We start from the raw sequence: 14,135 nt of genomic DNA, 5'->3' as shown, positions 1-14,135 counted from the left end.
GGTCCCACGGCAACGAAGAGGCCCCTGGGATTCCAGGGGCCTCTAGGCATCTGCAGCCGGTTTCACTCGTACTCGCGCAACAGCTCTTCGATCTTGCGGTTGGCGATCTCCTGTCGGCCGTCGATGCATTTGGCGTAGCGGCTGAGCAGGACTTCAACGCTGTTGCCTGCACGTTCCGCGACCTCGGTCGGGTCCACCCCGGAGTTGAGCCAGGTCGACAGCGCCGAGTGCCGGAGGTCGTACGGACGCGCAGCGAGCGGAGAGGCGACCGCGGCCGGCGGAAGGGCCAGCGCGCGGGCTTCCTGCCAGACGCGGTAGTACGTCGAGGAGCCGACCACTCCCCCGCGCTCGTTGGCGAACAGCCGCCCATCCTCTGCAGTGCCGAACGTGTCAAGGTGCTGCCGAAGGATGGCGACGAGCTGGGGCGGGATCGGCACGCGCCGGACCTCCTCCGCCGGCCGGTTCTTCAGACCCCGGTCGTCATGGGTCTCGCCGGAGTCCGTCCACTGCTTGCCGACACTGGGGCGCGTCCGGCTCAGCAGTGCTGTCCCCCAGCCGACCTCAGGCAGTTTCAGGTCCGCACTGGTGAGGCCGACGGCCTCAGCGGGACGCAGGGCGCCGTAGTACATGCAGGCGAACAGGCCGACGAGTCGGCGACCACGCGCGCGGCCGTACCCGCCGACGTACGAGACCGCAGTCAGCAGGGAACGAGCCTGCTCAGGATTGGCGACCACCCGGGGATCGACCTCCCCGGCGACCTTCGGCTTCTTCCAGCGGATTCCCGTAATCGGGTTCTCCTTGAACTCCCCGAGGTCCACCGCGTAGTGCAGCGCGTTGACGAGTGTCCGCCGCTTACGCCGGACGGTCTCCGCGGCGGCTGCCGTCCCGTCGAGCTTCAGCTTGAGCGAGTCCAGGACGGCCCTGCCGATCGCAGCGTCACCGAGGTCCGAGAGCGGGCGCGACGCCTTGGCCACCCAGTGCAAGGTGTTCGCGATCTCGGTCGGCAATTCGCGCTCGTCCGGACCGGGAAGGACGAAGGCCCAGTTGCGGAGTGCCTTCCTGATCAGTTCCTCGGACGGCTGCCCCGGGCGATCGTCGAGAAGGGCCATCGTTACGGCGGTCAGGGCCTCATTGATCCCGTTGCGCGTGTTCGGCGCTGCGTGAGGCCACTTCATGGCCAGGTACTTCAGAGCGAAGACGTACCAGGTCATCGAGGCCGACTTCTCGACCATCGAATCGGGCAGCCCGGTGATCGTGTCGAATTCTTCACCGGCATGAGTGGCGCGGAGCAGCTTGGAACGATAGTGGTCCGCTAACCCTTTGGTACGGAACTGTTCGGAGAACACGTTTCCGGCGACAGTCCACCGGACGTCATAGGAGGACTTCTTGGTATTCCTCTTCCGGACGCCCCACACCTTCACGTCGAGGGACTTCATGCCGCCGCCTCCAACTGCCGCAGCCAGGTGGTGAAGTCACTCCGCCAAACTCGTAGCTCACCGTTGGGCAGCTTGAAAGCTGCCGGTCCAAGACCCAACTCGCGCCAGCGGTAGAAGGTCCTTCGGGAAACACCGCCCAGCTCGTCGAGGACCTGGTTCACGGTCATCAGTTCGTCGCGTCGGCGGTCCATGTCGGTTCTCCTTCCGTTCCGGGGGCGGGTTCGAGGGATGCGGCGAGCCAGGCTTCGGCGTCGGACAGGCCGGTTCCGGCGAAGACCCAGTGGGCGAGCACGAGAGTCGTGTCCGACGTGGTCTCGATTGCGGCAGCGGCTTGGGATCGGCGCCATTCCGCGCGGGCGTCTCGGAGGGCGCCGAGGGTGGTGGAGTAGCGACGGGACTTGGTGGAGAAGTGGCCGCGGAAGCCGAGCATGTGGGCCCAGGCGCGCAGACGGAGGTGTTCCAGGTCCTTGCGTGCGCCGAGGGTCCAGGCGGTTCGGACCAGTTGGCGGGCGTGGTCGCTGATGTCGAGCTGGGCGAGTTCGGCGAGGAACTTGAGCGGGCGGTCGAGAGCTCCCGTAGCTGTCTCGGCGCCCTTGGTGGCGTACTTGGCGATGTACGCGGCTACGGCCCGTTCGGTGAGCGCCTGGCCGTCGTTGAAGTCGGCGGATCGGATGGTGCGGACGTCGAGCTGGCGGCCGAAGGTGAAACTGTGCGCACGGCCGTCGATGACCGGGCCGTCGACGCAGACCTTGCCAGCGGCGGCGCCGATGGCGTCGGTGAGCAGCTCGGCGGTGGCCCAGGCAGGGGGCGGGGTGTCGCCACCGGTCGGGCCGTCGATGCGGATGACGGCATGGAAGTGGACCGCGCCGCGCTTCTGGTACTCGGCGACCTTGGCGAAGGAAACGCGGGCGTGCTCGCGGAAACGGCGCTGTGACAGCCCTGCGCGCTTGGCGACCTCTCGGCGCAGGTAGACCGAGAAGCGGCGCCAGAGCGCCCCGGCGTGTGCGTTCCACAGGACGGCGGCTTCGTAGTCGTAGGTGCCCGGGTCGAGCGGGGTGCCAAGGGCGTCGTCGTCCTGGTCGTGGTGGACGCCGCAGCGGCAGGGGCGAACGGTGCCGGCCGGGCCGGTCGGGCGGTTGTGGACCGGGCCGAAGCTGGGTGCGGTGAAGGTGGCGAAGACGCGCGGGTGTGCGGCGACCTGCTCGGGGATGCCTTTGCCGCCGCGCAGGCCTGAGGTGATCAGGTGGAAGGTGTCGCGGCGGTAGACCTCGGCGCAGGCCGGGCAGCGGGTCGTGCGGCGGTTGTTGCAGCGGACGAGGAGCTGGCCGGCGGGGAGGCTGGAGGAGTCGAGGTGCTGCAGCACGCGGCCGATCTCGCCGGTCGTGGTGTCGACGTCGTACTCGGTGCGGTGGCCGTCGAGGCGGATGGGTTGGGTGCAGCCGCCGAGTCCGGAGAGTTGGCGGAGGATACCGGGCAGGGTGCCGCCCTCGGCCAGGCTCATGAGTTCCGGAAGCGGTGGCGGGGTGTTGCCGGTGAGGATGGCTGTCTCCTTCTGACTGGCTCGGTCGAGAGGGACGGGCCCCGGGGCGGCGGATGCTTGGTCGTGTCGTGCCGCCCCGGGTGCTGGGCGGGGTTCAGCGACGGTGGTGGTCGCGGAGCATGGAGCGCAGGACCATGGCGGCGATGGCCACGGAGATGGCCGTGACGGCGACGGCGGCCAGGAGCGCGGTGAGGACGACTCCGCCGACGAGCAGGGCTATGACCGCCTTGTGGTCGATGGCGAGCGCCGGAAGCGAGCGGCGTACCGGTGCCGGGTCGGCCGGGCTGTGGTTGTACGCGGGCGGCGGAGTCGGGTTGTCGGGATACTTGGGCAGGAACACGAGCGGATCTCCTTATCTACTCGTCTAGGCGTGTTCGCCGTTTACGACGTCGACTCCAGAGCGCGTGCCGGACTCGATGGCGGGGGCCAGAAAGGTGTGGGAAAGCCAGAAGCCGAAGAGGGCGATCAGGACGACGATCCAGGTACGAACGCCGAGAAACTTGACCGCTCCCCAGGCGAAGAAGCCGAGGACGACGACGAGCGGCAGACTGACGGTCACGGGGTTCGGGGTCCTTTCAGCGGGCGGGGCAGCGGTGGGTGCGGGCGGCCAGCTCAGCGGCAGCGCGGCTGTCGTAGTCGGCGGAGAAGCCGCAGCGCGGAGCCGTGCAGGCGGCGGTGTGCTTCTCGCGGCCCCTGTGGTCGTTGAACGTGCCGACCTGTACGGGGCCGATGCGGGTGACGTCGCGGAAGCGGCGGTTGGCGGTCATGGGCTCTCCTTTCAGAGGCGGGCGGCGATGGCTTCGGCCATGGGCGCGGGGACGCCGAGCCGGGCACGCAAGGTGGGGGTGTCGATGGGGGTTCCGGTACGGGCCCGGTGCTCATCGGCGACCTTGCGGGCGTGTTCGACGAGAGCGGCCGGGACGGGAACGCCGGGACGCTCGGGCGGTGGCTCGACGGTGACCGGTTGCGCGGGCGGCTCGGGTGCAGGTTCGGGCACGTCCTCCCGGTCCTCGATCTCCGCGGTGTCGGCGGTGGTAGTCGTCGGCGCGGAGTGAGCGAGGAGGGTTCCGCCGAGGAAGGCGACCGCGGGCCAGCCCGCGACGAGGATGCGCAGCCATGCCGGCACCTGGTGCATGTCGAGCAGTCCGGCCGTGGCGACGTTCGCGCCTAGGGAGGCGGCGAGCGCGATGACGAACCAGCACCACCCGGCCGCTTTCGCGTCACTCGTCCGCAGTCGGCGCCAGGCGGCGACCAGGAGCAGGTCAACGGAGATGGGATAGGCCCACGCTTTCCATCCGTCCTGCCCGGCAGCCGAGGCGATGTCGTGCAGGTGGGCGAAGGACAGCGCTGCGGCGATGACCGCCTGGACGAGCACCGCGTCCACGCGGGCCAGTTGGGCGCGCACGATGCGGCTCCTTCAGGGTTCAGGCATGGGAGGGGTAGGGACGTGGCGTGAGGCGGTCACGCCGACCGAATGGGGCAGGTGGAAGGGTCAGTCGCTCACCGGGAGCGGCCGCACGGCCGGAGCCGCTTTCTCGACCGGTCGCACGGGCACGTCGGGCCGGAACGGCTTCAGGGACGGCACGTCGGGCATCAGGTGGGCCGAGTCCCGGCAGATCTCGGCGGCGTCGCTGAGGGAGAGGTACGGCGTGCGGATGCGGGACCAGCCGCCCGAGGTGTCGCCCGCCACGGCCAGGCCGGGGCGCTCGGGGGCGATGGCGCAGGCAGCCATGACCGCCTCAGCGGCGATGTCGCCGAGCGCCATCTTGGCCGACGCCTCGTCGTTGACGCGGTGGCAGACGCGGCCGGTCAACTGGGCCCGGAGCATCGTGGCGCCCTTGCCCAGTTCGGCGCCGAAGCGCTGCCCGCACACTTCCAGGTAGATGCCGGCCGCGCGGCCGAGCTGGGCGAGGCGGATGAGCTGGGTGACCATCTCGTCGCGCCGTTCCTCCTCCTTCTTCGTGGCGACGAGGAACAGTTCGGCTACCTCGTCGACGAACAGCACGATCGGTACCGGGCGCTCGCTCTCGGGCAGTCCCCAGATGTCCGAGGTGATCTCCTCCTCTGGGGTATCCGGCGCGATGCCCTGCCGGGCCTTGATCAAGTCGTATCGATCCTCCATCTCCTTGACGAGCGCGGGCAGCAGCTCCGCCGCCTGTTCCGGGTTGGTCGCCAGGGCCGAGAGCCGCGCGGCGAACGGTGCCAGTTCCACGCCCCTCTTGCAGTCGACGCCGACCAGGGCGACCGGTTGCCGGGCGAGCCCGGCAATCAGGTGGCGCAGATACATGGACTTGCCCGACAGCGTGGCCCCAAGGGTCAGTTGGTGCGGGATGGTCCGGTAGTCGCGCACGAAGGGCGTGGCATCCTCCCGCAGCGCCACCGGCACCTTCAGAAACCCACTCTCGGACTTGCGCGGCATGCGGACCTTGCGCAGGACGTCGAAGCCGACAAGCCGCAGTTCGACGACACCCGGCTTGATCGTCGTGACGTAGACGGCGTGAACTCCCCAGGCGTGCCGCAGCCTTTCGGCCGAGGCGGCGACGTCTGCGGGTTCCTGTCCCGGAGCGAGTCTCAGCCGAAGCCGGAGTCCGGTCGAGGTGGGGCGGATGATCCCCCGGCGCGGCGGAACCGGCCGGACCTCACGCCGGGTGGTGGCCTTCACTGCGAGGACCCGCAGCCGGGAGGGCGCCACGGTCAGCCCGCAGGCCTCCATGACCGAGCTGTACGAGCTGAGCAGCCGTACGGTGGATATCGGTAAGCCCACCGTGGACCAGTAGATGCCGGGATGCCGGGCCCGGGCGTAGGCGGCCCCGCCGCCGAGCGCGGCGACAGGACCACCCACCTCCAGCAGTGTCGTCAGGTCGGTCATCAGGCAGCGGCCCCCGACGCGGCCGGGAACGCGGCCGGGGTGACGGCTGCGGCCCGGAAGGCGATGCCGTGCCGCTGCTGCCCGTTGAAGACGCTCTCCCAAGGCCGGGCCACGAGCCCGGGCAGCGAGACCGGAGCCCCGAGGGTCAGCCCCTCGGAGATGCCGCCCTCCGGCACGGTGACCTTGATCAGCGACGACTCGCCGTCCTCGATGTAGACGACGCCGATCGTCATCAGCGCCTCACCGCTGCTGGCGTCCTTGGCGATCTCGCCGGTCTGCCGGTCGCGGACCTTGGGCTCGGGCGCCTCGGTCAGCAGGATCGTTGCGGCCGAGGTCTCCACACGGATGGTGCGCAAGGCACACTCTCCTATCTACTCGTCTATACATGATGGGTCATGCGAACCCGATCTCCGGGGTCGCGCGACTACCTTGCCACACAACTTGCCCACTCGTCTATACGAGTAAGCGTGTTGGGGTGTACGAGTTCGAGGAAGCGGCCCCGCGCACCACCGTCGCTCACCGCATCACGTCGCCGGGAGCTGGTACGACAGCACGTACGCGTCCGCCGCCATCACCGTGTCGCAGACCTCCACGGCCCGCCCCTCGGTGTCGTAGGCGGTCCGGATGAGGTGAATGACCGGCACGCCGGAGGCCAGCCGGAGCGTCTTGACCTCAGCAGGCGAGGGCATCCGGGCCCGGATCTCCTCCTCGAAGTGGTCCAGGCGATGCCCCAGCTCCTCAAGACGGGCATAGATGCCGCCGGGCCCGGGGTTGGGCTCGGCGATCGGCGTACCCCGCGCGATATCGAGCGGCAGATACGACGTGGCGAACTCGACCGGCCGCCCATCGAGCAAGTACCGACGCCGGCGGGCCAGCACGCGCCGCACGGATCCGAGCCGGGCGGAGACGTCCTGGCTGGCCTTCTCCTCCTTGACCTCCAGGCTGTCGACCTGCGGGTGACTGCCGGCCGCGTTCGCTTCGACGATGAACGCGGACTTCCCTTGCTCCCTGTGCCGCCGGGCGAACCGGTCGGAGGCGAGACGCCGCACGGGCGGTCGTGGTCGCACGAACACGCCCTTGCCATGCTCGGCGTGCACCAGACCCTCGCCCTGCAGGATGGAGAAGGAGTTCCGGACCGTCATACGGGAAACCCCGTAGTGCTCGACAAGATCGGCCTCGGAGGGCAGTTTGTCGCCCTCCTTGAACCGCCCGCGGTCGATGGCCTCGCGCAACTGGTCGGCGATCTGCCTGAAGACCGCACGATCGCTCGTGGGGTCGAGATCGCCGAGGAGGCCGGAAGGAAGAGGGCTCACGAGTACTCCTTTAGGTATCTAGACGAGTGGCTGAGTCTTGTTGCTACGGTGGAGAGCCTAGCCAGCCGAGAGGGCAGAGGAACGTGACCACTGACCGTCCGCACTCCGTGAGCGTTGCCGGAGTCGTCATCGACGACCAGGGCCGCGCCCTCTTGATCCAGCGCCGTGACAACGGGCACTGGGAGCCCCCGGGCGGAGTCCTCGAACGGGAGGAAACCGTCCCCGAAGCCCTCCAGCGTGAAGTGCTCGAAGAGACCGGCATCAAGATCGCACTTCCCGCGACCCTGACCGGCATCTACAAGAACATGAAGGGCTTGATCGTCTCGCTGGTCTTCCGCTGCGAGGCCGCCGACGGCAGCCCCACCACCGGTGACGAGACCCGCGCACTGCGTTGGGTCACCCGTGAAGAGGTCACCGAGCTCGCCGACGAGGCGTACGCGATTCGCGTCCTGGACGCGATGGACGCGGCGTCTCCGCCTGCTATCCGCGCCCACGACGGCGTGAAACTCGTCTAGCCCGAACCCGCTACACATGGCGGCCTATCAGCGCGAAGGAACTTGTATGCACGAGTATACGAGTCAGATTCGGACTTGGGGACTCACTTGCCCAGGTTTTCCGGAAGAGGTCAGCCGGGCCCGCCGCTGGACGCGGGACATCCTGCGCGGATCGCCCCTGGCCGAGGACGCCGAGCTGATCGTCAGCGAGCTGAGCGCGAACGCGATTCTGCACACGGCGAGCGGCCAGGCATCCGGCCGCTTCCACCTGGCGCTCGCAGTCTCCCCGCAGGTGATCGCGCTGTCGGTCACGGACGACGGCGGGACGGACTCCGCCCCGAAAGTCGAGCGCCCCCGGGAAGACGCAGTGCACGGCCGAGGCTTAGGGCTGGTCAGCGCGATCGCACACCGGGTCGTCGTCCACGACAGCCACGGCGGCTACACGGTCACCGCGGAACTCTTCATTCAGCCCAGGCCAGGAGGACGCCCGTGCTGACGTCGACCAGGGCTGAAGAGCCGACCGCAGGCGGACAGCACGCCTCATACCAATGCTGGGCTGCCGCCTACCCCCTGCACGAAGTCCGATCCATCGCACTGGGATCGCACCGCGCCGCGAGCCCCCGCCTGGCATTGCGCTGGCTCCGGGAGCGCACGAGCCACATCACGGACCAGCTCGACACCGCATACGCCAGGCCAGGCCTCCACTGGCTCATCGACGAGGCGGAGCACGAACGAGCCCTCGCGTACCTGGCCACCGGAACGGCCTACCAACTCACCCTGTACGACGACAGCACCCGCTACGTCCTCGTGGCCTACCCCCGAGGAGCCGCATCATGAACGGGCCCGTACGCGGCTACTGGTGCGAATGCTGGACGGAAGACCTCAGCGACGAGCGGCCGCCGGCACTCCTGGCATCCTTCGACGCCTACACGGCACCGCAGGCTGACAGATGGGTCGCGATCGCACTCCGCACCGCCTCTCCAGCGCTCGACCCCCAAGCCTCCGACGATGCGTGGGCATGGCTGTACGAAGGCCGCATCAAGACCAGACGAGCCCTCTTGCGCGCCGAGCCATGCACGGTGACCATCACCCAGGCCAGCACCCGCATCACCTGGACGATCCGCCCCGTAGTCTTTCTCCCGCTCGCACACCGCCAAGGGATTGAACTCCCTGCCTGTGCAAACGGCTTCAAGCCCGCGCCGACGACTGATGAGCCTCCCCGATGACGTCAGCTCGGAACTCGCACGACAGCGAATCCTTCGCCATCCTGAAACTCGATCAGCACCACGCTGTCAACGAGGTAGATCCAGCACTCAGAGCAGGAGGCCAGTATCGCGTCCGCGTGCGCTGCTGCCAGACCCGCCCCCAACGCGATCGAGGGCACTGCAAGATTGCCCCAGAACACGACTACCAGCTCATCCTGGCTCGCATGACGACACAACAGCGCCTGCAGCTCTCCCCCGTCGAACGCTCGGGACCGCTGAAGCACCTCAGCACCATGCCAGTCCAGCCGAGACGACCCCACAACCCCGAAGTGGTTCAGGCTCAGTGCAGCGAACGCCCTGTCTTCCTCGTACGACAGCACCACGGCCGCGCCCCCAGCGGCTTCCAGAACTGTGGCAATCACCTCGGGCTGAGTCCCATAACCAACCGCGGCGTCCAAGACACACCCCGTGCTGTCGACTGAGTTACAACTTTCTCTACTATTTCAAGGCGGCTCGCTCCGCTCACCGCGCGCGGCCCGGCCCCCGGCCGGGCCTGCGCTCCTGCCTTCGTCCCGCTCCACCCCGGCCGGCGCCCGTGCCGCGCACTAAGCAGTCAGCCGCCTGATGCCAGAGAAGGGGTACATCGTGGCTGGGGCGGTCGGCTCCACGGCTTTAGCCACCTCCCCGGTCCGGGTCCCGCGTCGAGCAAGACCAGGGGGCCACTCGTGCACATTGCGGGCAGGCCCAAAGCCTGCCCGAGTTGCCAACCAGCGTACGGCCCCCTGATCATGCTCGACCCCAGACCAGGCAGGCCACCGGCCAAACCCGCTCCGCCGGCCTCCGCGGCAATGCCATACCTTTCTGGCACTGCGGGAATCAAGCATTGGTCTTATCGATTAGGCTCGGATCGAAGGCATCGCGCGAGTCGCGCTGCGCCATTCGAGAAAGAAGAGCCGAGCGATATGGTTCGCGGAGACGTCCAACTCGCTTAACGCCGTAGGTGATTGTCGACTGCGACAGCGAAATTAGCGCTTCCAGCTTCGGAGAGGCCACAATACCAGTCAACGCAGCTGTGATCTGGTCAGCCGCCTTCCCTGGCATCCCATGCGGCTCCATGGCCCTGTAAGCCTCGACTTGCTTCGCCACCCATTCGCGCAAGATCTTGAAGCGCTCCTGCCAGTTTGGCAGAACGTGGTCAGGCATCTCCTGCTCAGCGGACATAAAGCCATCGCCACTGGCGCTGAGAACGCACATGTCTAGAGCTGTCAGCGGCACATAATGTTGCTGGCTCAGCTTAACTTCAACGCCACCACCCGATTCCTCAAAGAAAAACGGGAGGTCAAATGAAGTCGCCACGCCTCCCCCCGGGTGCGTTATTACACGACCCCTGGCAGGGTTCTTCAGAGGTGCCAGCCTCACGAACTCCAGACCATTACCTCGCTTTCCGTCAGCGCGAACAGCCAGGTCGCAAGGCTGAGCAAGCAAGATCATGTGATGCACTGCTCCCGAGCGCCGCAACTCCAAAACACCATTTCCGACACTGCCCCGCGCATTGTTGTGCTTCTCGAACTGATGCGGCTTCTCGACAAACTTCTGGAACGCGAAGACGTCCCCTACTTCCAGCGGGAAATGGAGCTCGGTCAGATGATCAGCGGACTCAAAATATTCAAGCCGTTCAATATCTGCCAACTCCTGACGAACACGATCAGAATTTGATGTGCTCGGCATCTTTACCCTACTCAGGCTCGTCACCAGCTCGCTCGACATGTGAACCGTGCGATCAGCGCGAAGCTTGGCCCGTACAGAATCCTGTGTGAACGCGGTAGCAATCCGCAGCAGCGTTTCGGGCCCCCAGGTACCATCTGTCAGCCTGTCGCCATTAAGCGCAGCCTCGAGCGTGTAGGGGTTAATCAGTCCAACCTTTTCGATCGCCTCAGCCCACGTCCCGTTTACTGCGTCGGCGAGGCCCCCCTGCAAGCGCTCCAGTGCTGGTGCTAGCAAGGTGAGCTTCAGCATGCGCGGAAACCCATCCGCGGTCACCGAGAGACGCCCTTTTGCAATGACGAGGAACCTGGAGGAATCAGCTTCAAACTGCTGGGAAAGAGTCCTCCACGCTTCGACCTCGGCGTCATCCGGAGAAACCGTGTGCGTCAAAAGGCCAATCCGCCAGCTGTCAGGAGCATCCTGAAGCAGTGCGGAGATCTCCTCTTCTCCGGCGGTCTGCGACGCCCCTTCTCTGCTGAAGTCGCGGTCCAAGAGGATAAGGGTGCTCTTACCGTCTGCAAGCAGCGCTGTTCGCTGCTTGCGCCAGTCAGAGAGTGAGAGGGTTAGGAACTCCCTGGAGTCGGCGAGCAACCCCCGAAGGCAAGCGGCGGCCGGCTCATCTTCTTCCCCGGGAATCCCAACGCCTTCCGGGCCCAGGCGGTCGTCGGCGATTTGGCGTATCGCCTCACGCTTGCTGGGTTCCAGAGACTCCCACGCATCCCTCACTTCATCTAGAACTAGCTCTAGCGGGGCTGCAGGATCCCGTAACAGCGCTACCTCGGGAATGATGTCAGCAATCTTCTCCCGATCTGCAGCCAACAGTGCGCCCTCGGCCAGAGCTGCTAGGACGCCTTCCCCATCGTCCTCCTTCTCGGCGTACCAGTCATCTACACAGATGACTCGCTCGACCGCGGCCAGTTCAAGTAGTTGATGAGACGCAGCCTTTGCATCGAAGGCCGAGCCAGCATCCACATCGGCTTGAGCTGGAATACGAGGCAAGCCTCCACGTGCCGCTGCATCATCCTTCGCGACACTCTCTTCATGCATCAACACGCATCCCCCCCAGGTTGAGTTGGAACTTATAGAAGCGACCGTTGTTGTTCCGGTCTTGAGCCAACTCGATCCCGCATCCCTCCGAATCAAGCAGCTGTGTCACTACGTAGAGACCCAATCCCCTCCCTTCTCCACGCTTTTTGAATGATACAAATGGTTCGAAGAGCGTCGACTCTACGCTTCGATCGATCCCTCGGCCGTTATCGCTAACGACCAAATAAGGTGCATTGACCAGAAGGGATACCTCAGGGGAGGCCTGGAGACCCAGCCTGTGATCTTGGAGAAGCCAATACTCGCTGTTCAGTAGCAAGTTATCAAGAATCTGAGTCAGCTTTCCCCTATTCACCTCGACCATGAAATCTTGACCAACCTCAAGGGTGATGGAGATTGGCCCCTTGCTCCACCTGTCACGGTGATATTCTGCTACGTCTCGACAAAAATCGCTAAGCGCAATCCTTTCTCGACGTTCACGCATGTATCGGAGAGACGGGTTGAGGTGAGCGAGTTGGCGCTTCAACGCACTTGCCGCCGACTGCACATATTGGATATAGCTTGAGAGTCGCCTATCGACGATCTCCACTTCATCCAGGTGTCGCCGAACTTGAGCACTTCTAACTGCGATGCCTTCGGCTACATGAGCCACCTCGTGCGATACGGCCTCTGCGGTGAGCCCTAGTGAAACGGTCTCCCAGGTTTGAGCTAGTTGTTCACGGAGTCGGTCCGATTGTTCCCTCAAGATCTGCAGCACGGCACGCTCAGATTCTAGAGACTCAACGATCTCCTCGATTTCAACAACTGACTGCCCCCTGCGCTTGTCAGCGGCTTGCAAACTTGACAACTCCTGCGCAATAGCAGGATCCACTGAGCCGGCGAAGAGTGAGCGCTGACTCGCGTCGAGTTCATTGGCTACTCGCTCATGGCTCCTGGCCGTCTCCTCGACGTCGTCCCGGAGGGCCCTGAGTCGCTGTTTCGCGGTCACAATAGTGCGCGATCGAGTGTCCTCGACGTGCTGAATCAAGATCTCTGAACTCGCCGCGGGGTCGACGCCGACTCTCGAAGCCTCGATCTCCTGGCGATACTCGTTATATGAACGGCGGATGAAAGTTTGAAATTGTTCCGTGAAGGAGCGCCATCCCTGCAACAGTGCCATGAGGTTGCGATAGTGAGGTGTGTCAGCGAAACCTTCACGGTCTGTAGTTTCAACGAGTTGCGCGTTGTTGCGAGCTGAGATATCGATGAATCCCAAAGTATTCTCAGGACGCAAGGTGTAGAAAGAAGAGCCGCTCGTTTGCCCCTTTCGAAACCCTAGCCAGTCTTCGTCCATCCGAACGCCGAAGCCGTCACGGTAAACTCGAACCCCAGCAAGGCTTTTTAGGTAGTTTCGAAATTCGCTACGATTGTTGAAAGCCTCCGGATGCCCTTGCCCGAGCGTTACGTAGTCCACCTCACCGCGGAAAGGACCGGGATCAGCGGGCGTCATATCGCCCTCTTCTGACCGATGTAGTGCCACATTGTCGAGATCACTCAGCTTAATCGACCTGTGTGCGCGCAAAAAGTAGGGTGCCTCAGCAGCGTGGCAGTCGAAGGCTTCCATCTGCCTGGCCCGGTTCGTATTTAGCCAGTTCAAGAAAGCTGCGCCTGAATCAGCCTCAAGGAGTGAATCAAAAGCAACTCGATCTTCCGCCTTCGACCTCTTCTCTTGTGGAGCCCAGTAGCTCAGCGAGGCTTCCCCAGCTACATCAAGCTTGCCGTTTTCGTAGTTCAGCAGGTACCGGACTTCAGCAGCGTTCCTGACGCGCGATGGCAGGTCGTAGAGGTCAATCCGCTCTTCGTCGACCTTGAGGAGGATTCTGAGACCCCGCTCATCGCCATACGGCGAGATCAGAACGGATAGATCCTTCTGCAGAACAGACGCGCCGTCCTCCGATCCGCTCCGCGCAGCGTCACGCCATTGCTTCGGCTCTCTCAGCTGCGTGATCGTCAAAGTTGTCCCAGCCGACTTCTTCGTCGGTCGAGTCACTAGTGCCAAATCGACTTCATTGAGCGACGACTTACTCTGGAACGCACGCCAGTCGATAGTTAGTTCATGCTCGACTGCGGCACCTGCCGGTCTAGTCACAATGGTTACGATTTCACCGAGTCGCTGTGCTCCCAGCCGACCGAGTCCTTTATCTCCCAGAGGCGTCCTCCCGAGATGCGTGGAAATACCCTGTGCTTTCATTTCACGCTTCACAGAATTGCTGATTGTGAGCCAGCCACGCCTAATTTGCTCAACAGTCATGCCTGTGCCGTTGTCTTTAATGACAATCGAGGGAGCGTCAGGCGTCTCTGTGTCAGCGAGCCCAGTATGGATAACGATTTCCGCCCAAGTCGCATCCGCGTCATAACAATTCTTCACAAGCTCGATCAGAGCTTGCATCGAATCAGTAATGAGGTCCTCGCCGAGCTTGAACACAACAGA

General features: G+C 64.8%; 17 protein-coding genes. 4 read left to right on the top strand and 13 right to left on the bottom strand.

Features of this window, described 5'->3' with window-relative positions:
* Window positions 1–62: 62 nt before the first annotated feature.
* The 10 genes from ACZ4SW_RS27520 to ACZ4SW_RS27475 form a co-directional block, all read right to left on the bottom strand.
* A complete protein-coding gene (locus tag ACZ4SW_RS27520) occupies window positions 63–1,436 on the bottom strand; it encodes a tyrosine-type recombinase/integrase (protein WP_468250972.1) in 1,374 nt (457 codons plus the stop codon).
* Window positions 1,433–1,627 carry a helix-turn-helix transcriptional regulator gene (locus ACZ4SW_RS27515; RefSeq protein ID WP_453242472.1) on the bottom strand — a complete coding sequence of 65 codons (195 nt, stop codon included), beginning with the start codon at window positions 1,625–1,627 and terminating at the stop codon, window positions 1,433–1,435. The genes ACZ4SW_RS27520 and ACZ4SW_RS27515 overlap by 4 nt, the downstream gene beginning before the upstream one ends.
* The gene (locus tag ACZ4SW_RS27510) at window positions 1,603–2,937 is read right to left on the bottom strand and encodes a replication initiator (protein ID WP_468250969.1); all 1,335 of its coding nucleotides are present in this window, start codon (window positions 2,935–2,937) and stop codon (window positions 1,603–1,605) included. Before ACZ4SW_RS27510 ends, ACZ4SW_RS27515 begins: the two co-directional genes overlap by 25 nt.
* A gap of 133 nt (window positions 2,938–3,070) precedes the next feature.
* A complete protein-coding gene (locus tag ACZ4SW_RS27505) occupies window positions 3,071–3,316 on the bottom strand; it encodes a SpdD protein (protein WP_468250967.1) in 246 nt (81 codons plus the stop codon).
* A 24-nt stretch (window positions 3,317–3,340) separates the two neighbouring features.
* On the bottom strand, window positions 3,341–3,535 hold the full coding sequence (locus ACZ4SW_RS27500) for a hypothetical protein (protein WP_468250965.1): 195 nt from the start codon (window positions 3,533–3,535) through the stop codon (window positions 3,341–3,343).
* Between the two features lie 16 nt (window positions 3,536–3,551).
* The gene (locus ACZ4SW_RS27495; RefSeq protein ID WP_468250964.1) at window positions 3,552–3,743 is read right to left on the bottom strand and encodes a mobile element transfer protein; all 192 of its coding nucleotides are present in this window, start codon (window positions 3,741–3,743) and stop codon (window positions 3,552–3,554) included.
* A gap of 11 nt (window positions 3,744–3,754) precedes the next feature.
* Window positions 3,755–4,381 carry a DUF2637 domain-containing protein gene (locus ACZ4SW_RS27490; RefSeq protein ID WP_468250962.1) on the bottom strand — a complete coding sequence of 209 codons (627 nt, stop codon included), beginning with the start codon at window positions 4,379–4,381 and terminating at the stop codon, window positions 3,755–3,757.
* Window positions 4,382–4,468: 87 nt separating this feature from the next.
* Window positions 4,469–5,845: an FtsK/SpoIIIE domain-containing protein gene (locus ACZ4SW_RS27485; RefSeq protein ID WP_468250960.1), complete on the bottom strand. Its 1,377-nt coding sequence runs from the start codon at window positions 5,843–5,845 to the stop codon at window positions 4,469–4,471.
* Complete coding sequence (locus ACZ4SW_RS27480; RefSeq protein WP_468250958.1) at window positions 5,845–6,201, bottom strand: SCO3933 family regulatory protein; 357 nt, start codon at window positions 6,199–6,201, stop codon at window positions 5,845–5,847. The genes ACZ4SW_RS27485 and ACZ4SW_RS27480 overlap by 1 nt, the downstream gene beginning before the upstream one ends.
* Before the next feature lie 168 nt (window positions 6,202–6,369).
* Window positions 6,370–7,158, bottom strand: a complete 789-nt coding sequence (locus tag ACZ4SW_RS27475; protein WP_361665459.1) for a GntR family transcriptional regulator — start codon at window positions 7,156–7,158, stop codon at window positions 6,370–6,372.
* A gap of 107 nt (window positions 7,159–7,265) precedes the next feature.
* On the opposite strand from ACZ4SW_RS27475, the gene ACZ4SW_RS27470 reads away from it, so the two are divergent.
* The 4 genes from ACZ4SW_RS27470 to ACZ4SW_RS27455 are packed head-to-tail and all read left to right on the top strand — an operon-like array spanning window position 7,266 to window position 8,878.
* Window positions 7,266–7,673, top strand: coding sequence for an NUDIX hydrolase (locus ACZ4SW_RS27470; protein WP_468250955.1), 408 nt, complete (start codon window positions 7,266–7,268; stop codon window positions 7,671–7,673).
* A 46-nt stretch (window positions 7,674–7,719) separates the two neighbouring features.
* Complete coding sequence (locus ACZ4SW_RS27465) at window positions 7,720–8,148, top strand: ATP-binding protein (protein WP_468251051.1); 429 nt, start codon at window positions 7,720–7,722, stop codon at window positions 8,146–8,148.
* Window positions 8,142–8,489, top strand: coding sequence for a hypothetical protein (locus ACZ4SW_RS27460; RefSeq protein ID WP_468250953.1), 348 nt, complete (start codon window positions 8,142–8,144; stop codon window positions 8,487–8,489). The genes ACZ4SW_RS27465 and ACZ4SW_RS27460 overlap by 7 nt, the downstream gene beginning before the upstream one ends.
* The gene (locus ACZ4SW_RS27455; RefSeq protein WP_468250951.1) at window positions 8,486–8,878 is read left to right on the top strand and encodes a hypothetical protein; all 393 of its coding nucleotides are present in this window, start codon (window positions 8,486–8,488) and stop codon (window positions 8,876–8,878) included. The genes ACZ4SW_RS27460 and ACZ4SW_RS27455 overlap by 4 nt, the downstream gene beginning before the upstream one ends.
* A 2-nt stretch (window positions 8,879–8,880) precedes the next feature.
* On the opposite strand, the gene ACZ4SW_RS27450 is transcribed toward ACZ4SW_RS27455, so the two are convergent.
* From ACZ4SW_RS27450 to ACZ4SW_RS27440, 3 genes are all read right to left on the bottom strand, one after another.
* Window positions 8,881–9,315 carry a hypothetical protein gene (locus ACZ4SW_RS27450; RefSeq protein ID WP_468250949.1) on the bottom strand — a complete coding sequence of 145 codons (435 nt, stop codon included), beginning with the start codon at window positions 9,313–9,315 and terminating at the stop codon, window positions 8,881–8,883.
* Between the two features lie 418 nt (window positions 9,316–9,733).
* On the bottom strand, window positions 9,734–11,668 hold the full coding sequence (locus ACZ4SW_RS27445) for a hypothetical protein (protein ID WP_468250947.1): 1,935 nt from the start codon (window positions 11,666–11,668) through the stop codon (window positions 9,734–9,736).
* Window positions 11,661–14,129 (bottom strand): ATP-binding protein, encoded by a 2,469-nt coding sequence (locus ACZ4SW_RS27440; RefSeq protein WP_468250945.1) that lies wholly within the window; start codon window positions 14,127–14,129, stop codon window positions 11,661–11,663. The genes ACZ4SW_RS27445 and ACZ4SW_RS27440 overlap by 8 nt, the downstream gene beginning before the upstream one ends.
* Between the last annotated feature and the right edge of the window lie 6 nt (window positions 14,130–14,135).

The organism is Streptomyces sp. NPDC028331, from assembly GCF_055565775.1.
The sequence above is the reverse complement of the archived record's forward strand: the minus strand, read 5'-3'. Positions and strand labels throughout refer to the sequence as shown.